The 26353-nt window shown below is 67.4% G+C and carries 23 protein-coding genes; 12 read left to right on the top strand and 11 right to left on the bottom strand.

Translation table 11 applies throughout. The annotated features are described in order from the left end of the window. Positions 1-314: 314 nt before the first annotated feature. Together OB2597_RS19135 and OB2597_RS19140 are read left to right on the top strand one after the other, a co-directional pair. Entirely contained in the window at positions 315-533 is a 219-nt protein-coding gene (locus OB2597_RS19135; RefSeq protein WP_040609453.1) for a hypothetical protein, read from the top strand. 140 nt (positions 534-673) lie between these two features. Further along, positions 674-2719: an acetyl-CoA carboxylase biotin carboxylase subunit gene (locus OB2597_RS19140; RefSeq protein WP_009807270.1), complete on the top strand. Its 2046-nt coding sequence runs from the start codon at positions 674-676 to the stop codon at positions 2717-2719. 75 nt (positions 2720-2794) lie between these two features. Here the strand turns inward: OB2597_RS19140 and OB2597_RS19145 are convergent, their stop codons facing one another. Beyond that, the gene (locus OB2597_RS19145; RefSeq protein WP_009807271.1) at positions 2795-3277 is read right to left on the bottom strand and encodes a DUF4174 domain-containing protein; all 483 of its coding nucleotides are present in this window, start codon (positions 3275-3277) and stop codon (positions 2795-2797) included. 376 nt (positions 3278-3653) lie between these two features. On the opposite strand from OB2597_RS19145, the gene scpA reads away from it, so the two are divergent. The 4 genes from scpA to OB2597_RS19165 all read left to right on the top strand — a co-directional run bounded on the left by scpA (position 3654) and on the right by OB2597_RS19165 (position 8117). Further along, positions 3654-5786, top strand: coding sequence for a methylmalonyl-CoA mutase (gene scpA / locus OB2597_RS19150; RefSeq protein ID WP_009807272.1), 2133 nt, complete (start codon positions 3654-3656; stop codon positions 5784-5786). 209 nt (positions 5787-5995) lie between these two features. Then, a complete protein-coding gene (locus OB2597_RS19155; protein WP_009807273.1) occupies positions 5996-6697 on the top strand; it encodes a tellurite resistance TerB family protein in 702 nt (233 codons plus the stop codon). 6 nt (positions 6698-6703) lie between these two features. Beyond that, positions 6704-7714 (top strand): endonuclease/exonuclease/phosphatase family protein, encoded by a 1011-nt coding sequence (locus tag OB2597_RS19160; RefSeq protein WP_009807274.1) that lies wholly within the window; start codon positions 6704-6706, stop codon positions 7712-7714. A gap of 37 nt (positions 7715-7751) precedes the next feature. Further along, entirely contained in the window at positions 7752-8117 is a 366-nt protein-coding gene (locus tag OB2597_RS19165) for a hypothetical protein (protein WP_009807275.1), read from the top strand. Between the two features lie 3 nt (positions 8118-8120). On the opposite strand, the gene ppx is transcribed toward OB2597_RS19165, so the two are convergent. The 4 genes from ppx to OB2597_RS19185 all read right to left on the bottom strand — a co-directional run bounded on the left by ppx (position 8121) and on the right by OB2597_RS19185 (position 13924). Next, positions 8121-9674, bottom strand: a complete 1554-nt coding sequence (ppx, locus tag OB2597_RS19170) for an exopolyphosphatase (RefSeq protein ID WP_009807276.1) — start codon at positions 9672-9674, stop codon at positions 8121-8123. A gap of 263 nt (positions 9675-9937) precedes the next feature. Continuing rightward, the gene (locus OB2597_RS19175) at positions 9938-12112 is read right to left on the bottom strand and encodes an RNA degradosome polyphosphate kinase (protein WP_009807277.1); all 2175 of its coding nucleotides are present in this window, start codon (positions 12110-12112) and stop codon (positions 9938-9940) included. Between the two features lie 55 nt (positions 12113-12167). Further along, positions 12168-12848 (bottom strand): HdaA/DnaA family protein, encoded by a 681-nt coding sequence (locus OB2597_RS19180; protein WP_009807278.1) that lies wholly within the window; start codon positions 12846-12848, stop codon positions 12168-12170. A 2-nt stretch (positions 12849-12850) separates the two neighbouring features. Continuing rightward, on the bottom strand, positions 12851-13924 hold the full coding sequence (locus tag OB2597_RS19185; RefSeq protein WP_009807279.1) for an AI-2E family transporter: 1074 nt from the start codon (positions 13922-13924) through the stop codon (positions 12851-12853). Positions 13925-14237: 313 nt separating this feature from the next. On the opposite strand from OB2597_RS19185, the gene proS reads away from it, so the two are divergent. Genes proS through OB2597_RS19200 form a run of 3 tightly spaced genes read left to right on the top strand, consistent with a single transcriptional unit; the run spans position 14238 to position 17096 of the window. After that, positions 14238-15575 carry a proline--tRNA ligase gene (gene proS, locus OB2597_RS19190; RefSeq protein ID WP_009807280.1) on the top strand — a complete coding sequence of 446 codons (1338 nt, stop codon included), beginning with the start codon at positions 14238-14240 and terminating at the stop codon, positions 15573-15575. Continuing rightward, a complete protein-coding gene (locus OB2597_RS19195) occupies positions 15575-16540 on the top strand; it encodes a serine hydrolase domain-containing protein (protein WP_009807281.1) in 966 nt (321 codons plus the stop codon). Before proS ends, OB2597_RS19195 begins: the two co-directional genes overlap by 1 nt. A 55-nt stretch (positions 16541-16595) precedes the next feature. Further along, on the top strand, positions 16596-17096 hold the full coding sequence (locus OB2597_RS19200; RefSeq protein ID WP_009807282.1) for a DUF2937 family protein: 501 nt from the start codon (positions 16596-16598) through the stop codon (positions 17094-17096). Here OB2597_RS19200 and OB2597_RS21090 read toward each other — a convergent pair. Continuing rightward, entirely contained in the window at positions 17093-17743 is a 651-nt protein-coding gene (locus OB2597_RS21090; protein ID WP_009807283.1) for a hypothetical protein, read from the bottom strand. The two genes, OB2597_RS19200 and OB2597_RS21090, sit on opposite strands and share 4 nt — an antisense overlap. A gap of 123 nt (positions 17744-17866) precedes the next feature. Here OB2597_RS21090 and OB2597_RS19210 point away from each other — a divergent pair, with 123 nt between their 5' ends. The 3 genes from OB2597_RS19210 (at position 17867) to OB2597_RS19220 (ending at position 20136) form a co-directional block, all read left to right on the top strand. Continuing rightward, positions 17867-19156: a lipoprotein-releasing ABC transporter permease subunit gene (locus OB2597_RS19210; RefSeq protein ID WP_009807284.1), complete on the top strand. Its 1290-nt coding sequence runs from the start codon at positions 17867-17869 to the stop codon at positions 19154-19156. Then, a complete protein-coding gene (locus tag OB2597_RS19215) occupies positions 19149-19832 on the top strand; it encodes an ABC transporter ATP-binding protein (RefSeq protein WP_009807285.1) in 684 nt (227 codons plus the stop codon). The genes OB2597_RS19210 and OB2597_RS19215 overlap by 8 nt, the downstream gene beginning before the upstream one ends. Positions 19833-19932: 100 nt before the next feature. Continuing rightward, on the top strand, positions 19933-20136 hold the full coding sequence (locus tag OB2597_RS19220; protein WP_009807287.1) for a dodecin family protein: 204 nt from the start codon (positions 19933-19935) through the stop codon (positions 20134-20136). Between the two features lie 94 nt (positions 20137-20230). On the opposite strand, the gene OB2597_RS19225 is transcribed toward OB2597_RS19220, so the two are convergent. The 5 genes from OB2597_RS19225 to OB2597_RS19245 all read right to left on the bottom strand — a co-directional run bounded on the left by OB2597_RS19225 (position 20231) and on the right by OB2597_RS19245 (position 26245). Continuing rightward, positions 20231-21529, bottom strand: a complete 1299-nt coding sequence (locus OB2597_RS19225; protein ID WP_009807288.1) for a pilus assembly protein TadG-related protein — start codon at positions 21527-21529, stop codon at positions 20231-20233. 3 nt (positions 21530-21532) lie between these two features. After that, positions 21533-21925, bottom strand: coding sequence for a TadE/TadG family type IV pilus assembly protein (locus OB2597_RS19230; RefSeq protein WP_148234765.1), 393 nt, complete (start codon positions 21923-21925; stop codon positions 21533-21535). Positions 21926-22067: 142 nt separating this feature from the next. Further along, entirely contained in the window at positions 22068-24026 is a 1959-nt protein-coding gene (parE, locus tag OB2597_RS19235) for a DNA topoisomerase IV subunit B (protein WP_009807290.1), read from the bottom strand. Between the two features lie 216 nt (positions 24027-24242). Then, on the bottom strand, positions 24243-25115 hold the full coding sequence (locus OB2597_RS19240; protein ID WP_009807291.1) for an alpha/beta fold hydrolase: 873 nt from the start codon (positions 25113-25115) through the stop codon (positions 24243-24245). A 161-nt stretch (positions 25116-25276) separates the two neighbouring features. Next, complete coding sequence (locus tag OB2597_RS19245) at positions 25277-26245, bottom strand: cyclase family protein (protein WP_040609981.1); 969 nt, start codon at positions 26243-26245, stop codon at positions 25277-25279. Between the last annotated feature and the right edge of the window lie 108 nt (positions 26246-26353).

The following is a 26353-nucleotide window of genomic DNA, read 5'->3' on the forward strand; positions in this document are numbered from 1 at the left end:
TCCGCGGATGGGCGGTTTCCGGCCCAATCCCGCCCCGCGCGGGAACGGGCCTTTGCGACCCCGGGAATCGCGGGCAGCATCCTGGGTGTCGTCCCCGGGCCGGTTCCGGCGCGGTCGGCGGCGGGTCACTATCGTTACCCTTCCCAACCAGGGCGGTCCGATGTCCCCAAGGTCGGACCGCCCGCCCTGGCTCCTGCCGAAGCTCTCGAGACCGTGACCCGGCCGGTTCCCGCCTGCCGGCGGATGCGCCCGGAACTTCTCTCTGCGGCCCGTGTTGATTCCGGAGTACGCAATGATCGAGGAGTAACGGAAAGATGCGCAGAGCAAAATTCATCGCAGTGGCGGTCGTGGGCTTCGCAGGCCTTGCCGCCTGTGGCGACACGGTCGGTGAACAGGCGCTGGTCGGCGCGGGCACGGGCGCTGCCACGGCGGCCGCGACCGGCGGCAACCTTGGCACCGGCGCAGTGGTCGGTGGCGCGGCGAACGTCGCCTACTGCCAGGCCAACCCGGGCGCCTGCCGCAGCATCAACTGATCGTGACCTGACATCGGCCCGCCGGCTCGCCGGCGCGGCCCTGACCGCACATGCCCCCGCTGCAGCCAGGCTGCCGCGGGGTTTTTCGCGTCGATCCCCGGGCGGCAGAACCCGGGGCCAAGAATTGGGAAGGGACTGAAATGTTCGACAAGATCCTCATCGCCAACCGGGGCGAGATCGCCTGCCGCGTGATCAAGACCGCGCGCAAGATGGGCATCCGGACGGTGGCCGTCTACTCTGACGCCGATCGCAACGCCCTGCACGTCGAGATGGCGGACGAGGCGGTGCATATCGGCCCGCCGCCGGCGAACCAGTCCTATATCGTCATCGACAAGGTGATGGCCGCGATCAGGGAGAGCGGCGCGCAGGCGGTGCATCCGGGCTACGGCTTCCTGTCCGAGAACCCGAAATTCGCGCAGGCGCTGGAAGATGCGGGCGTGGCCTTCATCGGACCGCCGGTCAAGGCGATCGAGGCCATGGGCGACAAGATCACCTCGAAGAAGATCGCGCAGGAGGCCGGGGTCAACACCGTTCCCGGCTACATGGGGTTGATCGAGGATGCCGACGAGGCGGTGAAGATCTCTTCGGAAATCGGCTATCCCGTGATGATCAAGGCCAGCGCGGGCGGCGGCGGCAAGGGGATGCGGATCGCCTGGACCGACGACGAGGCGCGCGAAGGCTTTCAGTCGTCGAAGAACGAGGCGGCCAATTCCTTCGGCGACGACCGGATCTTCATCGAGAAGTTCGTCACCCAGCCCCGGCACATCGAAATCCAGGTCCTGTGCGACAGCCACGGCAACGGGATCTACCTGGGCGAGCGGGAATGCTCGATCCAGCGCCGCAACCAGAAGGTGGTCGAAGAGGCGCCCAGCCCCTTCCTCGACGAGGAGACCCGCCGGGCCATGGGCGAACAGGCCGTCGCCCTGGCCAAGGCCGTGGGCTACGCCAGCGCCGGGACGGTTGAATTCATCGTCGACGGCGAAAAGAACTTCTACTTCCTCGAGATGAACACCCGCCTTCAGGTCGAACACCCGGTGACGGAACTGATCACCGGCGTCGATCTGGTGGAGCAGATGATCCGCATAGCCAACGGCGAAAAGCTGACCATCGCGCAGGACGACGTGACCCTGACCGGCTGGGCCATCGAGAACCGCCTTTACGCCGAGGATCCGTACCGCAACTTCCTGCCCTCGATCGGACGTCTGACCCGCTATCGCCCGCCCGAAGAGGTCGCCGCCGGCCCGATGCTGTCCAACGGCAAATGGCAGGGCGACGCGCCCGAGGGCGAGACGGCGGTGCGCAACGATACCGGCGTCTACGAGGGCGGCGAGATCTCGATGTACTACGACCCGATGATCGCCAAGCTCTGCACCTGGGCGCCGACCCGCGCCGAGGCGATCGAGGCGATGCGCGTGGCGCTGGACACCTTCGAGGTCGAGGGGATCGGGCACAACCTGCCCTTCGTCGCCGCCGTGATGGACCACCCGAAATTCGTCGACGGCGAGATGACCACCGCCTTCATCGCCGAGGAATATCCCGACGGGTTCGAGGGCGTCGAACTGCCCGAGACCGATCTGCGCCGCATCGCCGCCGCCTGCGCCGCGATGAACCGCGTGGCCGAGATCCGGCGCACCCGCGTCTCGGGGCGCATGGACAACCACGAACGGCACGTCGGCGAGGACTGGGTCGTCACCTTGCAGGACCGGGATTTCGAGATCACCATCGACGCCGATCCCAAGGGCGCGACGGCTGATTTCGGCGACGGCACCACCCTGCGGGTCGAGGGCGGATGGACGCCGGGCGACCAGCTGGCCGACATGACGGTCGACGGCGCGCCGCTGGTGCTGAAGGTCGGCAAGATCTCGGGCGGGTTCCGCATCCGGTCGCGCGGCGCGGATCTCAAGGTTCACGTCCGCTCGCCCCGGCACGCGGAACTGGCGCGCCTGATGCCCGAAAAGCTGCCGCCCGATACGTCGAAGATGCTGCTATGCCCGATGCCGGGGCTCGTCGTGAAGATCGACGTGGAAGAGGGGCAGGAGGTGCAGGAGGGCCAGCCGCTCTGCACCATCGAGGCGATGAAGATGGAGAACATCCTGCGCGCCGAGAAGAAGGCCGTGGTCTCGAAGATCAACGCCGGGCAGGGCGACAGCCTTGCGGTGGACGAAGTGATCATGGAGTTCGAATAGGGCGATGGAGGCGCGCGCGCATATCCCAGGGGGCCGCCGTCGCGGCATCTCAGCGCGCGCCGTTCCGCAGGCGCCTCAGTTCGGCGTCGTCCCGCGCGAGGCGTTGCCCTGCTGGTCGCGGATCTCCTGCTGGCGCAGTTCGGTCTTGTCGATTGAGCGCGAGATTTCGCGCACATCCCAGGGAAAGGGCTTGCGCAGCTTGATCTGCCCGTCCTTGCCGACCAGCACCAGCATGAAGCCCCGCGGCCGGAAGGTTTCGCGCAGCGGGGTCGCGTCCTCGGGGACGGTATCGGTGAAGACCACGATGTCGCGGTCGATCATCGGACCCGGGTCCTCGCGCAGCGCCTCGATCTGGCGGCGGAAGTTGGGATCGTTCGGACTGTCGGCAAAAACCAGCAGGACCCGTTTCTCCCATTTGAGTGCGTCGATGCTGTCGGGCCGTTCCGAGGGGAACAGCCCGTCCGTCGCCTCGGCCGCCGTGCTTTCGGCCGAGCTCGCCTCCTGCGCCATGAGGGGCGAGGCAGCGAGAAGGGCGAGACAGATCAGGTACTTGTGCATGTGGCTGGGATCCTCCGTCTCTCCCGATATAGGCGAGGTGCGGCTGCAAGTCACCGATTCACGCGCGATTTCCCGTCTGGGGACGCGGCAAGGGGATGCCGCCGGGCGCCTCCGGTCGGTCCCGCGCCTGCACCCGGCAAGCGCGGGGCGGGGCGCTCTGGCAGATCGCCGCCGCCCGCCTGCCGGTGCGGAGCGGGAGAGGATCCTGCGCGTGCATCATGCCCGCGGCATCGCCCGCCCGCCGCCGGAGGGGCGGACCATGCCACGCCAGCCCGCGGTGCCCCCCCGGCCCGCGGCATCGACGACGAAACGCAACATGGCGCCACGCGGGCAGGGACGGACCTGCCCGCGGGCCTGCTTGGAAGAGGACATCCGGATGGCATCGAAGAAAGACGAATGGTCGGCTCTCGCTGAAAAGGAGCTGCGCGGCAAGCCGCTCTCCGATCTCGATTGGGAGACGCTCGAGGGGATAACCGTCAAGCCGCTCTATACCGAGGAGGACACCGAGGGGCTGGAGCATGTCGGCTCGCTCCCCGGCTTCGCCCCCTTCACCCGCGGCCCCAAGGCGACGATGTACGCGGGCCGGCCCTGGACGATCCGGCAGTATGCCGGCTTCTCCACCGCCGAGGAATCCAACGCCTTCTACCGCCGCAACCTGGCCGCCGGGCAGCAGGGCGTGTCGGTCGCCTTCGACCTGGCGACGCACCGCGGCTATGACAGCGACCACCCGCGCGTGGTGGGCGACGTGGGCAAGGCCGGCGTGGCCATCGACAGCGTCGAGGACATGAAGATCCTTTTCGACGGCATCCCGCTGGACCAGGTCTCGGTCTCGATGACGATGAACGGCGCGGTGATCCCCGTCCTGGCGAACTTCATCGTCACCGGCGAGGAACAGGGGCATGACAGGTCGGTCCTGTCCGGCACGATCCAGAACGACATCCTCAAGGAATTCATGGTGCGGAACACCTATATCTATCCGCCCAAGCCCTCGATGCGGATCATCTCGGACATCATCGAATACACCTCGAACGAGATGCCGCGCTTCAACTCGATCTCGATTTCCGGCTACCACATGCAGGAGGCCGGGGCGAACCTGGTGCAGGAACTGGCCTTCACCCTCGCCGATGGCCGCGAATACGTGAAGGCGGCGATCGAGGCCGGGATGGACGTGGACCGCTTTGCCGGGCGGCTCTCGTTCTTCTTCGCCATCGGCATGAATTTCTTCATGGAAATCGCCAAGCTGCGCGCCGCGCGGACGCTCTGGCACCGCATCATGACAGAGTTCGGGGCCAAGAACGACCGCTCCAAGATGTTGCGGACGCATTGCCAGACCTCGGGCGTGTCGTTGCAGGAGCAGGACCCCTACAACAACGTCATCCGCACCGCCTACGAGGCGATGTCCGCCGTGCTGGGCGGCACGCAGTCGCTGCACACCAACGCGCTGGACGAGGCGATCGCCCTGCCCACGGACTTCTCGGCGCGGATCGCGCGCAACACCCAGCTGATCCTGCAGGAAGAGACCCACGTCACCCGCACCGTCGATCCGCTGGCGGGGTCCTACTATGTCGAGAGCCTGACCAACGACCTGATCGAGAAGGCCTGGGCTCTGATGGAAGAGGTCGAGGAGATGGGCGGCATGACCAAGGCCGTGGCGAGCGGAATGCCCAAGCTGCGGATCGAGGAATCGGCCGCGCGCCGCCAGGCCATGATCGACCGGGGCGAAGAGGTCATCGTCGGCGTCAACAAGTACCGCAAGGACAAGGAAGACCCGATCGACATCCTGGACGTCGACAACGTCAAGGTCCGCGCCGGCCAGGTGAAGGCGCTGGAGCGCATCCGGGCGGAGCGGGACGAGGATGCCTGCACGCGGGCGCTCGATGAACTGACCCGCCGCGCGAAAGAGGGCGGCAATCTGCTGGAGGCGGCGGTCGAGGCCGCGCGCGCGCGTGCCACCGTGGGAGAGATCAGCATGGCGATGGAAAAGGAATTCGGCCGCCACAGGGCCGAGGTCAAGACGCTGGCCGGGGTCTACGGCGCCGCCTACGAGGGCGACGAGGGCTTTGCCGCCATCCAGAAGGACATCGAGACCTTCGCCGGGGAGGAGGGCCGGCGCCCGCGCCTGCTGGTGGTCAAGATGGGCCAGGATGGGCACGACCGGGGCGCCAAGGTCATCGCCACGGCCTTTGCGGACATCGGGTTCGATGTGGACGTGGGTCCGCTTTTCCAGACGCCGGAGGAAGCCGCGCAGGACGCCATCGACAACGACGTCCACGTGGTGGGGATCTCGTCCCAGGCGGCGGGCCACAAGACCCTGGCGCCGCAGCTGATCGAGGCGCTGAGGGAAAAGGACGCCGGCGACATCATCGTGATCTGCGGCGGGGTGATCCCGCAGCAGGATTACGAGTTCCTGAAGAAGGCCGGGGTCAAGGCGATCTTCGGGCCGGGAACGAACATCCCCTCGGCCGCGCAGGATATCCTGAAGCTGATCCGCGAGGCGCGGGCGGCCTGAGACGGTCGCCTGCGGCGGGCGGGGAAGGGGGGCTGTCTGCCCCCCTCTTGGCCTGCGGCCAATTCACCCCCCGAGGATACTTGCCGGACCAAAGAAGCGAGGCGCGGCGCGGGGGGCGACCGGGGTGCGCCCGGCGCGCGCCCGACGCACGATCGTGCCGATGCGGAAAATCCTCTGACAGCGTCCGGCAGGCGCGTTAGACTGTGGCCATGTCCGTCTGGAGCCGCATATCCGAAGCCCTCTCGGCCCTGCGCCGTGGCGAAAGCCTGGCCGAGGTCTTCGACCGCCTGCGCGCGCCGCCCGAGCGATCCGTGGCCTTCACCATCGCGGTCATCGCCCTCGGGGCCAAGATGGCCAAGGCCGACGGCACGGTGACGCGCGACGAGGTCACTGCCTTTCGCGAGGTGTTCCAGATCGCCAGGCGGGACGAGGCCCAGGCGGCGCGGGTCTTCAACCTGGCCCGGCAGGACGTGGCGGGCTATGACATCTACGCGCAGCGCGTCGCCGCCATGTTCGGTCCGAAGAGCGAGACGCTCTGCAACCTGATGGAGGGGCTGTTCCACATCGCCATGGCCGACGGCGGCTACCATCCGGCCGAGGACGAATTCCTGGCGGACGTGGCGCGCATCTTCGGCATGGAGGAGGACCGCTTTCGCCACATTCGCGCGCGATTCGTTCCCGATGCGGAGCCCGAGCCCTATGCGATCCTCGGACTCGACCCGGATGCCAGCTATGACGAGGCGCGCGCGGCCTGGCGCGCGGCGGTGCGCGAGTGGCATCCCGACCGCATGGCGGCGCGCGGTCTGCCCGAGGAGGCCCGGAAGCTGGCCGAGAAGCGTCTGGTGGACATCAACCGGGCCTGGGAGGAGATCAGCGCGAAGCGCAGCCGCACGGGCGCGCCCGCGGTCTGATCGCCGATGCGCCTTGCAAGCTACAACATCGAATGGTTCGATGCGCTGTTCGACGATGACGGCGCCCTTCTGATCGACGACCGCTGGTCGGCCAGGCGCGACGTCACCCGCGCGGAGCAGGCCCGGGCCATCGCCACGGTGCTGCGCGCTGTGGATGCCGATGCGGTCATGCTGATCGAGGCGCCGGACACCAGCGGGCGCCGGTCGACCGTCCGGGCGCTCGAAACCTTTGCCGCCAGCTTCGATCTGCGCACGCGCCGCGCGGTGATCGGCTTTCCCAACCGCACGCAGCAGGAAATCGCGCTGCTGTTCGATCCGGAGACCATGGCGGCGCATCACGATCCCGGCGGCCGTCCCGACGACGCCGAGGCGCCGCGGTTCGACGGCCGGTTCCGCATCGACCTGGACGTGGACGCCAGCCGCGACACGGTGGTGTTTTCCAAGCCGCCGCTGGAGCTGATGGTCACCCTGCCGGGCGGGGCGGCGCTGCGCCTGTTGGGGGTGCATCTGAAGTCGAAGGCCCCGCATGGCGCCAGGACGCGGGACGAGATCATGCGCCTCGCGATCGCCAACCGGCGCAAGCAGCTGGCCCAGGCGATCTGGCTGCGGCGGCGCGTGGCGGGGCATCTGGCCGCAGGCGAGCCGCTGATCGTGATGGGCGATCTGAACGACGGACCCGGTCTGGACGAGTACGAGAACCTTTTCGGCCGGTCCTCGGTCGAGATCGTGCTGGGCGACGAGGCGCCGCGTCTCTACGACCCGCATGTCGATCAGGCCCTTGCCGCGCGGCTGACGGCGGCGCCGACCACCGCGAGGTTCCACATCCAGCCCGACGATCGGTACCTGCAGGCGCTGCTCGATTACATCATGATCTCGCCCGACCTCATGTCGCACAATCCGCGCTGGCGGATCTGGCACCCGTTCGACGACCCCGGCTGCTGGTCGCGGCCGCAACTGCGCGACGCGCTGATCACCGCCTCGGATCACTTCCCGGTCGTTCTGGATATCGACCTCTGACCTTCAAGCGCGCCGCGAAGGCCCTATATCATGAACCATGAAACATCTCGTCGTGATCCTCGCCCTCGCCCTGCCCACGCCCGTCCTGGCGCAGGAGGCGGACGACCCCTCGCTCATGGAACGGGGGGCGGAACTCTTCTTCCGCGGCCTGCTGGAAGAGATGGAGCCGGCCATGCGCGGCTTTGGCGCCTTCGTGGAGGAGGCGGGGCCGGCGATGGAAAGCTTCGTGCGGGAAATGGGACCGGCGCTGGCCGAATTGTTCAGGGATATCAAGGATTTCTCGAACTATCATCCGCCGGAAGTGCTGCCGAACGGCGATATCATCCTGCGCCGCAGGACCCCGCCGGAAGAGCCGGAGAGCGACGCGCCGCAGATCGCGCCGGGAGGCGAGATCGAGCTGTGATCCTCAGGCCGTCATCTTGAGGTCGAGCTCGGCCTCGAGAGAGCCGGCCAGGGACTTGAGGCGTGACATCGCCACCTCGCCCAGAAGCGGCCAGGCGGCCTGGGTCAGCCGCAGTTCGAGCACCTTCTTCTTGGGATACCACCGGAATTCTCCGGGAATCGAATCCTCTTCCAGCCAGAGCATCGCGCCGAAGCGCATCGCCTTGCCCAGCACCTCGGCCTGGCGCCGGTCCTCGGGCGCCAGGTACTGGTAGAGGTTCTCGAACGAAGTGCCCTCGCGCTTGTTCTTGTAGCGGTGCAGCAGGGCCAGCCCCAGGAAAATGCGCTCGGAATGCTTGAGCCCGCCGAGGTTGGCGCGGGTCGCATTGTCGAAACAGACCTCGGCGCGATAGTCGGGATGGGCCCGCCAGGTCACGTCGTGCAGCAGGCAGGCCGCCTTGACGATGCGCTGCTTCTCGGGCTTCAGCGACCGGAAGATCGGCGCGATGAAATTGAAGAGCGTGCGTCCGAAGCCGGGCAGGCGCGCATCCTTGGCCTCGGCGAAGCGGCAGGCCTCGATCAGCGGGTCGCGGTCGCGCAGGGCCTGCGGCATCTGCTGGTAGAGCAGCCCCTCGCGCAGGCCGTAGCTCGACACGGCGATGTCGTGCGGGCGGAAGGCACGGACCACCTCGCTCAGCACCTCCGCGGCATAGGGGGCGAGTTCCATGCGGGTGGACGAGATCCCGCAGCGTGACCGCAGTTCGGAGTGATTCGACGTGCGGAGGTATTCCACGGTGGCGCGGACGGACTTGGTCGACATGCGGTATTCGTGCAGGACGTGCAGCGGATAGGACTGCCGGTCCATGTCGATCCGCGCGAGGGCCCGCCACGAGCCGCCCACCAGGAACAGGCGATCGCGCTGCGCGCCGAGCTGCTCGGCCATCCTGGCGATCTCGGTCTTGATGAAGGCGCGGCGGCCCTTCCGGCCGCCCTTGACGTCCCGCACCTTCAGGGGGCCGAGGGGCGAAGTGACCCGCCGACCGACCTCGCCGCCCTTGATCTCGGCCAGTTCCATCGAGGAGCCGCCGATGTCGCAGACCAGCCCGTAGCTGCCGGGCCAGCCCAGCAGCACCCCCTGCGCCGACAGCCGCGCCTCTTCCTCGCCCGGGATCACGCTGATCTGCAGTCCGGTTTCGCGGTGGACCTGCGCCACGAAATCCGCGCCGTCCTCGGCATCCCGCACGGCGGCGGTGGCGACGGCGGTCAGGGGCGTGGCCTCCATCCCGTGGGCCAGCAGCTGGAACCGGTGCAGCGCGGCCAGCGCCCGCTTGCGCCCGTCGGGGTTGAGTCGCCCGGTCTCGGAGAGGCCCGCGCCGAGCGCGCACATGATCTTTTCGTTGTAGAAATAGGCGGGGCTTCGCGCGGCTCCGTCGAAGACCACCAGCCGGACCGAGTTGGAGCCGACGTCCACCACGCCGACCCGCGTCAGGTGACGGACCGAAGGTTCGGAAAACAGGGGGCGCTGAAAGGGGGCCCAGTCCGCATCGCCGGAAATCGCGGGATCGGAAGTTTTCTCCATCGTCCTCGGCCTTCCGTGGGTCATCGAAGCCTTTCATTGCAGGGGTTTCACCAGGGGTCAACCAAGGGCGCGCGAAACCTCGCGGTTTCCGTTGCGCCCGACCGCGCGCGGCAGGGGGGGCGGCGGGGCCGCTTGTCCCGATGGGGCGGGACACGCCCGGTGCGATGGCCGTGCCGAAAGGGCCGCAGACTGAGGTGCGATCGCCGATCCGACCCGGAGCGACCGGGACACCGCCCTTACGGCCGCGCCGTCAGTCCTCCCCGTCAGTCCGCCTCGTGGGTCAGCACCGGCACGTCCCCGGCCCCGGCCGAGCCGCGCCCCGAGAGCGAGGGGTTTTCCATGAAGAACCGGTGGCAGTTGAAGGCGAATTCTCCGGGGGAAAGCGTGGCGCGTTCGAAGTGACCGTCCGGCCGCATGACCCAGCTCTGCGCCTGATCGGCCAGGTTCGCGGCCATGATCTGGCTGACGATCTGCGCCTTGACCGTCGCGTTCGTCGTCTCGACCAGTGTCTCGACCCGGCGGTTCAGGTTCCGCCCCATCCAGTCGGCCGACGAGATGAAGACGCGCGATCCCTTGGAGGGCAGTCCGTGGCCGTTGCCGAAACAGACGATCCGGCTGTGTTCGAGGAACCGGCCGACGATGGATTTCACGCGGATGTTCTCGGAGAGCCCCTTCACGCCCGGCCGGATGCCGCAGATGCCGCGGATCACCAGGTCGATCTTCACCCCCGCCTGGCTTGCCCGATAGAGGCCGTCGATCACATCCGGTTCGATCAGCGAATTCATCTTGGCCCAGATCTGGGCGGGCCGTCCCGCGCGGGCGTGCTCGGCCTCGGCCTCGAACTGCTCCAGAAGGAAATCCTTCATCCGGTGCGGCGAGATCTTCAGGTTCTCGAGCGTCTCCGGCTGGGCATAGCCCGAGAGATAGTTGAAGACCTTGGTCGCGTCCCGGCCGAGCGCGGGGTCGCAGGTGAAGAAGCTCAGATCGGTGTAGATGCGCGCCGTGATCGGGTGGTAGTTGCCGGTGCCGTAATGCGTGTAGGTGACCAGGTGATCCCCTTCGCGGCGGACCACGGTCGAGATCTTGGCATGGGTCTTCCAGTCGACGAAGCCGTAGACCACATGCGCGCCCGACCGTTCCAGCCGCCGCGACTGCCGGATGTTCGCCGCCTCGTCGAACCGGGCCTTGAGCTCCACCAGCGCCGTCACCGACTTGCCTTCTTCGGCGGCATCGCAGAGCGCCTGCACGATGGGCGAGTCCTTGGAGGTGCGATAGAGCGTCTGCTTGATCGCGACGACATCCGGGTCCTGCGCGGCCTGCTGGAGAAAGCGCACCACCATGTCGAATGTCTCGTAGGGGTGATGCAGCAGCATGTCCTTCTGCCGGATCGCGGCGAACATGTCGCCGTCGTGATCCTGCACCCGCTCGGGGATGCGCGGGGTGAATGAGGGCCACAGCAGATCGGCGCGGGTGTCGATCACCAGTTCCCTGAGATCCGAGATTCCGATCAGCCCGGTGACCTCGATCACCTCCTGCGAAGTCACGTGCAGCTCGCGCATGATGACCGACTTCAGCGCCTCGGGCGCTTCGGAGGAGATCTTCATCCGTACCACCTCGCCCCGGCGGCGGCGCTTGAGCGCGGTCTCGAATTCGCGCACGAGGTCCTCGGCCTCTTCCTCGACCTCAAGATCGCTGTCGCGCAGCACGCGGAAGGTGCAGGAACCCTGCGTCCGGTAGCCGGGAAACAGCTGGTCGATGTTCAGCAACAGAAGCTCTTCGAGCGGCAGGAAACGGGTGAGCCCGGGCTCGCTGGGAAGGGCGACGAAGCGGTCGATCTGCTGCGGAATGGGCAGGAGGGCCATCAGCGACCGGCCGTCGCGCCGCCGCTCGAGCATGAGCGCGAGCGACAGGCCCATGTTCGGGATGAACGGGAACGGGTGCGCCGGATCGACGGCCAGCGGCGAGAGCACCGGAAAGACCCTGTGCAGGAAGACCTCGCCCAGGAAGGTGCGGTCGGCCTCGGTCAGCTCGTCCCGCCTGAGCACGAAAACGCCGTTCTCGCGCATCTCGTGCTGGAGGCTTTCCAGGATCACCTGCTGCCGCCCCATCAGCCGCCGGGCATCCGCGTCTATCAGGTCAAGCTGTTCCTCGGGCGTCAGCCCGTCCGCCGCCGGCGTCTTGTGTCCCTCGCGGTACAGCTCGCGCAGGCCGGCGACCCGGACGGTGTAGAATTCGTCCAGGTTCGTGGCGCTGATCGACAGGAAGCGCAGCCGTTCCAGAAGCGGCACCTTGGGGTTCTCGGCCTCTTCCAGCACCCGCCAGTTGAAGCCGAGCCAGCTGAGTTCGCGGTTTACGAACCGCGCGGGGCCCGCCAGATCGCGCCCGCCGGGATCTTGCGGTTCTGGCAGGTCTGACTTGAGAAAATCGGCACTGATCATCGGGGGTCGCCGGCTGGGAGTGGTCCGGGCTTTCTGAACTGTTTTTGAAACGGCTTTATGACTCCGCGCCCTCGATCTTGTCCAGCACCTCGGCCGCGAGGCGCGTGGTGATGGCGCGCCGCTGCGCCAGTGACGCGAAATCCAGCGCCTCGACGACCCGGCGCGCGGCATCGAACGACCTGTCCATGCGCCTCAGAAGATAGTGGACGACCTGCGGCGACACCTGAAGCTGGCGCTCGATGAAGAGCTTGACCAGCACCGCGTTCAGCAGCGTGTCGTCGGGCCGGTCCAGAACCGCCGACTGCGCCCCCTGCAGCCGGCTTTTGAGATCGGGAAGCGTCAGCGGCCACGAGGCGACGGCGCGGCTTCCGGTCAGCAGCAACGGGCGCTGCGCTTCGCGCATGAGGTTGTGCAGGTGAAACAGGGCGTCCTGGGGGGCGGCGTCCGGGATCGCGTCGGCATCCTCGACGACCAGCGCGGTGGAGGCGAGTTCGGGGACCGCCGCCCTCTCCAGGTCGCGGGCGGCGAGGATGCGCGCATTGGCCTCCGCCGCCCAGATATGCGCCAGGTGCGTCTTGCCCGACCCGGGCGGCCCGGTCAGGACAAGCTTTCCGCCGGGCCAGTCCCGCCACTGATCGATCATCGCCAGCGCCACCGCGTTCGACGGGGCCACGACGAAATCGCTCCGCGTCAGCCCCGGCAGGCGGGGATGGGTCAGGGGAAGCGGGTCCGCCATGGTCAGTCGCGTCCGGAGGAGCCGTCTTCGAGACCGCGATACAGACGGCTCTCCTTGTACTGCGAGACCACGAACCGCATCAGGACGCCGATCGCCGCCGCCACCGGCACCGCCACCAGCATCCCCACGAAGCCGAAGAGCGACCCGAAGACCGACAGGGCGAAGATCAGCCAGACCGGGTGCAGGCCCACGCTGTCCCCGACGAGCTTCGGCGTCAGGATGTTGCCTTCGACCACCTGTCCCAGGACGAAGATGCCCGCCACCAGTCCGATCGAGACCCAGTCCCCCCAGAACTGGAAGAGCGCGAGACCGATGGCCAGAGCGCCGCCGACCAGCGCGCCCACGTAGGGGATAAAGGTGATCAGGCCCGCGACCGCCCCGACCACGAGGCCGAACTGCAGTCCGACAAGCATCAGGGCGATGGCGTAGTAGGTGCCGAGGATCAGGCAGACCGTGCCCATGCCCCGGATGAACGAGGCCAGCGTCTCGTCGATCTCGCGCGCGAGGCGGCGGATCGCGGGCGCGTGTTCGCGTGGGAGGAGGTCGTCGATATCCTCCATCATCCGGTCCCAGTCGTAGAGCAGGTAGAAGGCGACCACGGGCACGATGACGAAGAGCATCACGATGTTGATCAGCGACCCGACCGAGGTGAGAGCCGTCTCGAGCAGCTGCCCGCCCCGGGACTGGATGGTTTCGCCGACCGAGGTCAGCGACCGGCGGATCGTCGAGCCGTCGTCCAGAAGCTCGGGAAAGCGCGAGGTCAGGAACGCCTGGAAGTTGTGCAGCACCTTCGGAACCGTGTCGAAGAGCTGGATCGCCTGGTCGATCAGGTTCGGAATGACGAGAAGCGCCAGAAGCACGAAGATCAGCAGCCCGAAGAGCGTGATGATCGCCGTGGCCACCGCGCGGCTTGCCCCGGCGTCTTCGATGCGGTCGGCCACCGGATCGAGGAAATAGGCCACCGCGCCCCCCAGCAGGAAGGGCAGGATCACGTCGCCCATCCACCACAGCGCCAGCAGGAAGATCGCCGCGGCGATCCCCCAGTACTTCAGTTGATCCTTGACCGGCAGCGCCATGGTGTCCTCCGTCGGCGTGAATTTCGCCGTTCCCAGGACGAACCGCAAGAGCAGACGCTGTGAAACCCCGAAAGCGCAGGCTGCGTTTCCCGATGGCGACACTTGTGTCGGTCTAGTGATCCGGAGGTGATCCGCCCGTGCCGGGGCGGGGGCAGGGGGATTGGCGGCCGGCCGGAGGATTTGTGACCGGCCCGGGGGCGGCGCCGCGCCGGGGAAGGCCGGACCCGTTCGGGCGTTGGGGGCCGCCTCGGCCCTTGTATGACCCAGACCGCGCCAGTAAACCGCAGGGAGCCATCATTCGAAGGGTCCCGCGATGCGCCTGAGCCGCTATTTCCTGCCTGTTCTCAAGGAAACCCCCGCCGACGCCCAGATCGTCAGCCACCGCTACATGCTGCGGGCGGGCATGATCAAGCAGGCGAGCGCCGGGATCTATTCCTGGCTGCCGCTCGGCTACAGGGTGCTGCGCCGCATCGAGCAGATCGTGCACGAGGAACAGCAGCGCGCGGGTCATATCCCGCTGCTGATGCCGACGCTGCAATCGGCCGACCTGTGGCGGGAATCCGGCCGCTACGACGCCTACGGTCCCGAGATGCTGCGAATCCGTGACCGTCACGACCGCGACATGCTGTTCGGCCCCACCAACGAAGAGCTGATCACCGACATCTTCCGGTCCTACGTGCGGTCCTACAAGGACCTGCCGATGACGCTCTACCATATCCAGTGGAAGTTCCGCGACGAGGTGCGCCCCCGCTTCGGCGTGATGCGCGGCCGCGAATTCCTGATGAAGGACGGCTACAATTTCGACCTGACGAAAGAGGACGCGCTGCACGCCTACAACAGGCATCTCGTCAGCTATCTGCGGACCTACGAGCGCATGGGGCTTCAGGCGATCCCGATGCGCGCCGACAGCGGCCCCATCGGCGGCGACGACACGCACGAATTCCTCGTGCTGGCCGAGACCGGCGAATCCGAGGTCTTCTACGACAGCGAGATCACCGACCTGAAATTCGGCGACCGCGAGATCGACTATGATTCGGTCGAGCAGTGCCAGGCGGTGCTCGAGGAATTCACCTCGCGCTATGCCCGCACGGACGAGACCCATGACGAAGAGGTCTTCAACCGCATTCCCGAGGATCGCCGCCGCGTGGCCCGGGGCATCGAGGTCGGCCAGATTTTCTATTTCGGCACCAAGTATTCCGAGCCCATGGGCGCGACCGTGCAGGGGCCCGACGGCAAGCAGGTGCCTGTCCACATGGGGTCGCACGGGATCGGGGTCAGCCGCCTGCTGGGCGCGATCATCGAGGCCAGCCACGACGACAAGGGCATCATCTGGCCCGAGGGCGTGACGCCGTTCCATGTCGGTATCGTCAACCTCAAGCAGGGCGACGACGAGGCCGATGCCGCGTGCCAGGCGCTCTACGACGGGTTCACGGCGCTCGGCCTCGACCCGCTCTATGACGACCGGGACGAACGGGCGGGCGGCAAGTTCGCGACGATGGACCTGATCGGCCTGCCGTGGCGGATCACCGTGGGACCGCGCGGCCTGAAGAACGGCGTGGTCGAGCTGACCTCCCGCCGGACCGGCGAGAGCGAGGAACTGCCCCCCGAAGAGGCCGTGCGGCGCGTCGCGGCGATCTACGCGGCCGGGTGATGCTGCGCCTCGCCCTGGTCCTGGTGCTGGTCGCCGGAGCGGCCCGGGCGGACGAGGTATCGCGCAGGGCCGCGCACTTCCCCCTCCGCTTCGCGGACTGGATGGAGACTGCGGGCATCGACCGCGGCGCCATCGCCGTGCGCTACGACGACCGGTCGATCCTGACCTGGGCGCAGGGGATGGACGCGGATGCGCCGGTCGATCTCGCCTCGCTCTCCAAGGCGGTCACCGCGACCTGCATCGCCGCGCTGGTGCGCGAGGGTGCGCTGGATTACGACATGGCGGCGCGCGATATCCTCGGCCTGCGCCGTGCGGCGCCCGTCACCATCGGCGCCCTGCTGAGCCATGCGACGGGACTGGACCGCGACCACACGCAGCGCCCCATGGCGTGGTGGAAGGACGACCCCACCCCGCGCTGGCCCGAGATCACGCCCCGCGCGCTCGACCGCGAGAGGCTCACCGGCGGGGCGCGGTACTACTACAGCAACAAGAACTACGCCGTGCTGGGAACGGTGATCGAGGAGGTCACCGGCGACAGCTACGAGAGCGCCTGCCGTTCCCGCGTGCTGGAGCCGGCCGGTGTGGCCGGGTCGGCCTCCGCCCGGTTCGCCGCCTACCTGCCCTGGGGCGGCTGGAGCATGACCGTGGCCGACTATGCCCGCTTCGTCGACCACGCCTATGGCGACGAGAGCGTGCTGGGCGCCCCCCTGGCCAACCTGCCCCGGACCGTGATCGAGGGGCCGGTGGCCTATGGCATGGGGATGCTGCAACGCGAGATGGCGGGCGGCGTCAACCTCTGGCATTTCGGCGCCCTCTGCTTTGCCGGCGGCCCCGACCTGGGAAGCTACGCGGTCCGCTGGCTGAACGGCTGGACCGTCACCGCCTGGTATGCCGGCTGCGCCACGGGCCCCGAGATGGCCCGGCTTGACGCCACCCTCGTCTCGGTCGCCTTCGCGCGCGACTGACCTCCGGCCGAAAGTCCGCTATGCTGCCGGAAACGAGACGGCAGTCGAGGCAGGCATGATCGCAAGGACGCTGACCCTGGCCGGCGCGCTCACCGGCGCGGCGGGGCTATCGCAGTTCCCGGAATTCTCGCAGCAGTACACCCAGCGGCTTGCCGGCGCGGTGGATGAGCTGACGCGGGTGGTCGAGGATTTCGACCGCTCGGCCGCCGCCGAAGGGCTGACCCGCGGCGAGGCCCTGCAGGCGATGACCGGCACCGCCTTCGTCGAGAGGCGCCGCGCCGACATGGCCCGCACTATCGCCCGCCATGCGGCGCTGAGCGCCGATCTCGATGCGCTGCGCGGAGCGGGCCCCTTCACCCGCGCCTATCACCTTGCGCATATCGACGACCGCGAGATCGCGCGCCGGACCGCCGCGGACTACCGGCCGGCGCTGCCGCTGACCTTCGAGGGCATCGTTTTCGCCCTCGCCGGGTTCGTGCTGGGCCTTCTGGTGCTGGGCCTGGCGCAGGAAATGCTGCGGATACTGCTCGGCCCTGTCCGGCCCGCGCGGCGCTAGGCCGACGACTTTTCCTCTTCTTCGATCGTCCGCGCCTCGGTCCGCAGCAGCCCGTCCAGCCGCACCGAAAGGCGTTTTCTCTGCCGGCGCCCGCGCACCTGCCGTGTCCGGGACCATTTCGGCATGAAGATGCGCCGGTCGTCGCGCTGATGCACCCAGAACGCCTGCTGACCGGCGACGATTTCCGCATCGTAGGTGCCTTCGGCCGCCACGGTCACTGTGATCTCTTCCACCTCCATGGACCGGTCGCTCAGGCCGAAATGCTCGAGCGCCCGGTCGGTGATGTCGCCAAGCGCCCCTATATCCCTGGTCTCGGCGCTCTTCAGCGGACCCTGGCGCGAATTGGTCAGGGCCTCCCTGTCTTCTTCGATCTGGACGCTCTCGGTCACTGCGGCGCAGTGCGTCTCGCCGTCGACCAGGACGTCGACCAGCACCGCGCTGACATAGATCGGTTCGGCCCCCATGTTGCCGACCATCAGATGCGCCCGGTCGGCATTGCCGGCAATCCGGTTGATCAGGATGTTCGACCGTTTCTGGCGTCGGTACGAGGTGATGAAGATCTGCAGGTAGACGATCCAGACGGCCGCAGTGACGATCTGGACGCCGGCGGAAACGAGATTGGCATTTGACGTGATCCAGTCGAGCATCGCTTTCTCCCTACCGTGATCCAACACCCTGACAGCGGGATAAGGTCCATGCGCCCGCGTCAAAGCGGACTTGACGGCAGATGCCCCAACCGACACATCTTGCCGGACCCGACAGGAGCCCCCATGACCGCCAGACCCGCCGCTTTCGCACCGTTCGAATGGATGATCGCCTGGCGCTATCTGCGCGCCCGCCGCGCCGAGGGCGGGGTCAGCGTCATGACCTGGATCAGCCTGATCGGCATCGCCCTGGCCGTCGCCGCGCTGATCATCACCCTGGCGGTCCGCGCCGGGTTCCGGGCCGAGTTCGTGGATACGATCCTGGGCGCGAATGCTCATGTCACGGTCTACAACTCGGGCCAGCCGAACGAGGCGGGGCGCCTCGACCGCACGATCGCCGACTATGCCGGGATGGCCGAGCGCATCGTCGCCGTGCCCGGCGTGACCCGCGCCGCGCCGCTGGTGAAGGGTCAGGTCATGGCCTCGGCCAACGGAGGCACCTCGGGGGTCGAGGTCTTCGGCATCGCCGCCGCGGATCTTGCCACGATTCCCCGGGTGGCGAACCCCGAAACCGCCCAGGGCGACCTGTCACGCTTCGGCGGCGAGGCGATCGCCATGGGATCGGGCGTCGCCCGGTCCCTGAACCTGACGGTCGGCGATCGGGTCAAGCTGATCTCGCCCGACGGTGTCAAGACGGCCTTCGGCACCTCGCCCCGCGTCAAGACCTACGAGATCGCCTATCTTTTCACGGCCGGGCGCTACGACATCGACCAGACCCGCGTCTACATGCCCTTCGACGAGGCGCAGAGCTATTTCAACCGCGAGGGGGTCGCCGACGAGATCGAGGTGATGGTCGAACGCCCCGAGCAGGTCGATGCCCAGGTCTTCGAGATCCTGCGCGCCGCGGGCGACCGGGCCCTGGTCTGGACCTGGCGCGATTCAGCCGGGTCGTTTCTGCGCGCGCTGGATATCGAGGACAACGTGATGTTCATCATCCTGTCGGTCCTCGTCTTGATTGCCTCGATGAACATCGTCTCGGGCCTGATCATGCTGGTGAAGAACAAGGGACGCGATATCGGCATCCTGCGCACCATGGGCCTTACCGAGGCCTCGGTGCTGCGCGTCTTCTTTCTGTGCGGCGCGGCCACCGGCGTCATCGGCACGCTGATCGGCCTGGTGATCGGCTGTCTCTTCGCCATCTACATCGACCCGATCTTCGCCCTCGTCGACCGCCTCTCCGGCGGCGATGTCTGGGACCCGTCGATCCGCGGCATCTATGCGCTGCCCGCGCTGCTGCAATGGCAGGACGTGCTGTCCTCGGTGGGGCTGGCGCTCGGCCTGTCCTTCGTCGTCACGATCTTTCCGGCCCGGCGCGCGGCGCGGATGAACCCGGTCGAGGCCCTGCGCTATGAGTGACCCGATACTTGAGCTTTCGCGGATCGAGAAAGTCTACAACCGCGGCGAACCCGGCGAGATCCGGGTGCTGCGCGGCGTCGATCTGACGCTGCACCCGGGCGAGGCCGTCGCGCTGGTCGCGCCTTCGGGGGCGGGCAAGTCGACCCTGCTGCACATCGCCGGGCTACTCGACCTGCCCGACGCGGGCGAGGTGCGGATCGGCGGCGACACCGTCCAGGACCAGAGCGATCGCCGCCGCACGGCGATCCGCCGCGCCGACGTCGGGTTCGTCTACCAGTTCCACCACCTGCTGCCCGAATTCTCGGCCGAAGAGAACATCGTCCTGCCGCAGCTCGCCAATGGCGCGGGGCAGGGGGCAGCGCGCACCCGCGCCCGGTCGCTGCTGGAAACCGTCGGCATCGCCGAACGCGCCGGCCATCGCCCCGCCGCGCTCTCGGGCGGGGAACAGCAGCGCGTCGCCTTCTGCCGCGCGCTCGCCAACGCGCCCCGGATCCTTCTGGCGGACGAGCCGACCGGCAACCTCGACCCCGAGACCTCGGACCGGGTCTTCGCCGCGCTGATGGACCTGGTGCGCCAGACCGGACTGGCGGCCCTGGTCGCGACCCACAACATGGAACTCGCCGCGCGCATGGACCGGACGGTCCGGCTCGACGGTGGGCTGGTGGTGCCGGCCTGAGCGCCGGCCTTCCGGCGCGATCCTGCTGAGCTCGTCGATCCCGGGAACAACGGCCCGGGGTGCCCGGTTGGGCAGGTGCGACCAGAGCAAGGAGGACCCCATGTCCATCGCACGAGTCACAGAAATTTCCGCAACTTCGCCCGAGAGCTTCGACGATGCCGTGAAACAGGGCATCGAACGGGCGAGCGAGACGCTGCGCAACGTCCGCGGCGCCTGGGTCAAGGAAAACAAGGTCAATGTCGAAAACGGCAAGGTGACGTCCTACGTCGTCAACCTGATGGTCACCTTCGAACTGGAATCCTGAAGGGCGGTCCGGTCCCGCCGGCGCGGATGATGCGAGCCGTCGCCACGGGACGACCCACCGCGTGCGCCGTCACGGCGTCCGGGCCGGGCCCCGTTCAGTAGGCCAGCTTGAAGTAGGGGACCGAGAAGTTGGTCTCCATCCCCGAGCCGCAGAAGCCCATGGTCATGTTCGAGGTTCCCGAGATGGTCGACCCCGAGATGATCGAGGCGCCCTCGATCCCGCCGGCATTGGCCGAGAACTGGACATGGTCCAGCGCGATGATCTGGCCGCCGTAGAACCGCAGGTCGCTCGGCACGTCGACGCCGCCGTAGGTGACGATCTGCGCCCCGCCGCCCTCGGCGCAGGCATCGTTGCGGCCGATCTGCAGCGACGAGGCGGCAGAGACGCTCTTGGCCCCGGTGTCGCGGGTGAAGACCACCGCATCCTCCAGGGTCACGCCCTGACCGAACTTGATGGCGCAGTCCGTCACGACCACGACCTCGGACAGGACGGTGCCCGGGTCGACGGTCAGGCCGTTGGACCGGCAACCGACGCGATGCACCCGCCCGGGCACGAGATCGGCTGTGGTGAGTTTCTTGACGTCCAGAACCACCGGCACCGAACTGGTGATGTAGTCGGGCAGGAATTCTCCGCTGGCAAAGTAGAGGTCGTCGTGGATCTGGTCCAGCTGCCGAAGGATGCGCAGCCGGTAATAGCCGCTGCGCAGGGCCGCCTTGAGACCCGGGTTGGTCTCGAACCCCGAGCGCGGCAGGTCGATATCTCCGCTGTCGGGCATCGACACCACCGTGCCGGGCTCGAACGTGTTGTTCGAGTTGACCGAGACGTATTCGTTCGAATGCAGGCAGAAGCCGTCCTCGTAGCCGTTGTTCGACTGGATATCGACCACGCGGTCGCCGACGAAACCTTCGCGCATGCAATGCGGCACGTAGGTGACGAAGACGGCCTGCGCCGAAAGATCCCAGAAGGGCTTGTTCAGGAAGCGGAAAAGATGTGCCGCAACCGGGTTCCCGCGTGAGGCGGTCCGCCCCGGCAGGACGCGCACCGCCTCGCGCGAGTGGGGATCGGGCGTGAATGTCCTGCTCGCGTAATCCCAGTGGCCGAACGCGACATCCTGCACCCGAAGCACATCGCCATAGTCCGCCGCGGGCATGCTGTGATTGGCGATCTCGACCGCCTTTGCCCTGGCCGCGTCGGCATCGTTCTTTTCACGGAAATAAAGCGCGGCATGGGCCGCCGCATCCGCGCCGACCTGCAGCTGGTTGCGCGCCGACATGAGGTATCCGAAGTCGATGGCGAAGGCGCTGACCGCCAGCACGCCCGCCAGGAAATAGAGCGACAGGATCGTCATGCTGCCCTCGGCCCGCGCGGCGAAACTCCTGAAATGGCCGGTCATCCGTCAGTACTCCATGAAGTGTTGCGCCGAAATCGCGATCTGCATGTTCATCAGATCCTTCACCACATGCGGCAGGAACAGGTTGTCGACCTGGTACGAGACGTTGGACGTCACGATGCCGTCGTTGATCGTGGTCGAGACGACCGCGTCGGGCGCGATCGTCGCGAGGCGGTCCGAGATGAAGGCCTCGGTCTGCGCCTCGGTCAGCAGGTATCCGGTCGACAAGGTCCGGTTGGCGTCCTGCACGATCCGGAACGCCTGGTTCTTGTCGAACAGGATGAAGGTGACGTTGATCGCCATGGCCAGCATCCACACGAAGAGCGGAAGCCAGATGAGTGTTTCCAATGTCGCGGAGCCGGAGTCATCCGTCCGCAACCTGTGCAGCAGCTTTTTCATTGCCTGATTCCAAGGGGCGAGCAGGTCCCGAGGTGTTGGGTGCGCTCAACCTTGGAGAGTGTTCTGGGCGGAAAGATGGCAGGACTGCGGAAGAGTCTGGCCAAGAGGAACTGATGGGGGCGCTACCCGCACCGCCCTGCGCTCACAGGTCCAGCCCCTCGGCGAAGCGCGCGTTCTCCTGGATGTACTGGAACCGCAGCTCGGGCTTCTTGCCCATCAGCCGCTCCACCAGGTCGCCGGTCTCGCCCGGGGCCTCCTCGTCCACGGTCACGCGGATCAGCTTGCGCGTCTTCACGTCCATCGTGGTTTCCTTGAGGTCCTTGGCGTCCATCTCGCCCAGGCCCTTGAAGCGGCTGACCTCGATCTTGCCCTTGCCGCCGAGGCCCTTTTCCAGCCAGACGTCCCGTTCGGCCTCGTCCTGGACATAGACCCGGTGCGCGCCCTGCGTCAGCCGGAACAGCGGCGGACAGGCGAGGTAGAGGTGCCCCTTGTCGATCAGCGGCCGCATCTGGGAGAAGAAGAAGGTCATCAGCAGCGAGGCGATATGCGCCCCGTCGACATCGGCGTCGGTCATGATGATGATCTTGTCATAGCGCAGGTCGTCGATGTTGAACTTCGTCCCCAGCCCCACGCCCATGGCCTGGCAGAGGTCGTTGATCTCCTGATTGGTGCCGATCTTGTTCGACGCGGCCCCCAGCACGTTGAGGATCTTGCCCCGCAGCGGCAGCAGCGCCTGTGTCTTGCGGTCCCGCGCCATCTTGGCCGAGCCGCCGGCCGAGTCCCCCTCGACGAGGAACAGCTCGGTCCCGTCGCGGTTCGTCGCGGAACAGTCGGTCAGCTTGCCGGGCAGGCGCAGTTTCTTCGTGGCCGTCTTGCGCTGCGTCTCCTTCTCCTGCCGGCGGCGCTGCCGCTCTTCTGCGCGCAGCACGAGGAAATCGAGGATTGCGCCGGCCGACTTTGTATCGGCCGCCAGCCAGTTGTCGAAATGGTCGCGCACCGCGTTCTCGACCAGCCGATGCGCCTCGACCGTGGCCAGCCGGTCCTTGGTCTGGCCGACGAACTCCGGCTCGCGGATGAAGCACGACACCAGCGCGCAGCCGCCCGCCATCAGGTCCTCGCGGGTGATCTGCGCCGCCTTGCGGTTGTTCACCAGCTCGCCGTAGGCCTTGATCCCCTTGAGCACCGCTGCCCAGAACCCCGCCACATGCGTCCCGCCCTCGGGCGTCGGTACCGTGTTGCAGTAGGACTGGACGAAGCCGTCGCGCACCGGCGTCCAGTTGATCGCCCATTCCACCCGACCCGGCACGCCGAACCGCTCCTGGAACGACACGCGGCCGGCGAAGGGCGCCTCGGAATAGGTCATCGCGCCCGAAAGCGATTCCTTCAGGTAATCCGCCAGCCCGCCGGGAAAGTGGAACGTGGCCTCCTGCGGGGTCTCGCCGTCGTCGATGGCGGATTTCCAGCGGATCTCCACGCCCGAGAACAGGTAGGCCTTGGACCGGATCGACTTGAAAAGCCGGGCGGGCTTGAACTTGTGATGGCCGAAGATCTCCTCGTCCGGATGAAAGGTCGTCGTGGTCCCCCGCCGGTTCGGCGCAGCCCCGATCTCCTGCAGGGGGCCCTGCGGCACCCCGCGCGAGAACCGCTGCTCCACCAGCTTGCGATCGCGGGCCACCTGCACCACCATCGAATCCGAAAGCGCGTTCACCACCGAGGCGCCCACGCCATGCAGACCGCCCGAGGTCTCGTAGCTCTTGCCCGAGAACTTCCCGCCCGCGTGCAGCGTGCACAGGATCACCTCCAGCGCGGACTTGCCGGGAAACTTCGGATGCGGGTCGAACGGCATGCCGCGCCCGTTGTCGCGCACCGTCAGCGAATAATCCTCGTGCAGTTCGACCTCGATCCGGGTGGCGTGGCCTGCCACCGCCTCGTCCATCGAGTTGTCGAGGATCTCCGCAACCAGATGGTGCAGCGCCCGTTCGTCCGTGCCGCCGATATACATGCCCGGTCGCTTGCGGACGGGTTCCAGCCCTTCGAGCACCTCGATCGAAGAAGCGTCATAGGTATCCGGTGCGGTATCGGTCAGAAGATCGTCGGCCATCGGCTGCTCTTTTGCTTGGTTGGCCCGCATTATTGCAGCCCTCGCGGCCTTGTAAAAGCCGGGACCTGCGCAAAACCCCCCAAGGAAGTCCCAACCCGCCCTTCTTCTTGATGAAAATATCCCCGCCGGAGGCAGACCGAGCGATCTTGCAGCGCAAGATCGCGAGATGAAAGGAATGCGCCCGCAGGGCGCGCCGTCGGATCGGGGCCGCGCGGATCAGCGTTCCAGCCAGTCGCGGATGATCGCGGCCACCCGGTCCGGCGCCTGGTGCACGATCCAGTGGTCGGCCTCCGGCACGTCCACCCGGGTCAGGTCGTCGCAATAGGCCTCGAGGCCCGCGGTCGCCTCGGGCAGCAGCGCGCGGTCACCCAGGCCCCAGATCAGCAGATGCGGCATGGCGACCCGAAACCGGTCCGTCGAAAGCGGGGGCAGGTCGAGGGACCGCCCCGGCTCCGGCACCACGATCGGCGTCGCGCGGTACCAGTTGACCATGCCGGTCAACCGGCCGGGGCGCGACCACTCCGCGATGTAGTCCGCCTGCCTGTCCGGGGTCATCCAGCTCATGTCCATGCCTTCCGCGAAGAGCCCCAGAAGCCGGGCGTAGCCGTCCGCCGCCAGCCGGTCCTCCGATCCCTCGCGGCGCAGGCTGCGCATGTATTGCGACGCCTCGGCCTGGGCACCGCCCGTGGCCAGCGCGGCCTGGAACGGGCCCGGGTGGACCCCGTTGAGGATGATCAGCCGCGAGACCAGATCGGGCCGGCCGATCGCCAGCCCGTAGGCCACGGCGGCGCCCCAGTCATGCCCGACAACCGTCACCGGCCCGCCGATCTCTTCGATCAGCGCGACCATGTCGCCCACGAGGTGAGAGACCTTGTAGCTCTCGACATCCCCCGGCGCGTAGGACCGGCCATAGCCCCGCTGGTCCGGGGCGACGCAGTGGAACCCATCTCCGAGCCGCCCGGCCAGGTCCGCCCATGCGCCGCCATATTCGGGGAACCCGTGCAGAAACAGCAGCCGCGGCCGCGCGGGATCGCCCCATTCCCGCAGGTGAAAATCCTGTCCGTTCAGCGTGATGTCGCGGTCGCGCATGGCATCCTCCCCGGTTCGAGGGCAAGCTTACGCCGGTTGCCCCCGGATTTGCACGTCTCCTCCGGCCCGTGGCCGGATCCGCGGCGGCGTCAGGTCCACCGGGCCCGAAAGGAACGGGCGGGCCCCTGGCCCGCCCGCCTCACCGATCGCTCCGTGGCCTCCTACCGGATCGCGACCGGATTGATGATCATCTGCACGGCCCCGCGCACCTTGGCCTGGCCGAGCACGAACATGAATTCGTTGACCCCGTCGGCGACCAGGTTCTCGGTCACCATGTTCTCGAGGATGTAGATGCCGTTGTGCGCCAGCAGGATCTGGTGGACCTCGAAGACGCCGACGCCGTCCTCGAAGGGCACGGCCTCGAGCCCCCAGGTATCCGCACCGACCGCGATCACCCCGATCTCGGCGAGATACTCGGCCCCGGTCTTGCCCAGCCCCGGCTCGACCGAACCATAGCGCTGCGCGTCCCGCGTCTCCTCCTTTAGCAGGTCGAGCCAGCCCGAGTGGAACAGCACCACGTCGCCTTCGCGGATCTCCACGCCCTGCGACTCGGCGGCTTCCATGATGTCCTCGCGCGTGTAGGCGGTGCCTTCCTGCACGATCTCCTGGCCGTAGTGCGACGACATGTCGAGCAGCACGCCCCGGGTGACGATCGGCGGCACCTTTTCGATACCCAGCTTGGTCATGCCGTCGGCGGCCACGAAATCCGCCCCGTCGTTGCCGTTGTAATAGACGTGATCCACGCCGATATGGCCCAGCCCGTCGATCTGCGACCCGATCCCCAGCCAGCCCATGAAGATGTCGTCGTTATAGGTCGTCTCCGTCGGTCCCAGCCCCGAGTTGTTGACCTGTCCCGGTTGCAGGATCGCGACCGACATCGACCGCGGCGCGAAGGCCGGCACGCTGCTGTCGAGCGTGAGGCCAAGGGAATAGACCTTGCCCTCGGTCACGAGGTCGGCTGCCATCTTCGCGCGCTCGGGCGTCAGCAGGTTGGCCGCGCCGATCTCGTCGTCGGGCCCGTATTTCGACTCGGTCCACGCCATGTCCCCGTGGCTTTCGGCAAGCGCCGCGCCCGCCATCAGGGTACAGGCCATCAGCCCGGCCACGGCCGGTTCGAAGATTGATTTCATGGATTTCACCTCCCGATCGTCCATGCCGCGCGCATTTCTCTGCCCGTGCGGTCGGGGAAAGACTAGGCAAGCTGCGTCAGCTTGTCACGCCGCGCTGCGGCGGGGTCC

The sequence above is a fragment of the Pseudooceanicola batsensis HTCC2597 genome (assembly GCF_000152725.1).
Taxonomy (GTDB): Bacteria; Pseudomonadota; Alphaproteobacteria; order Rhodobacterales; family Rhodobacteraceae; genus Pseudooceanicola; species Pseudooceanicola batsensis.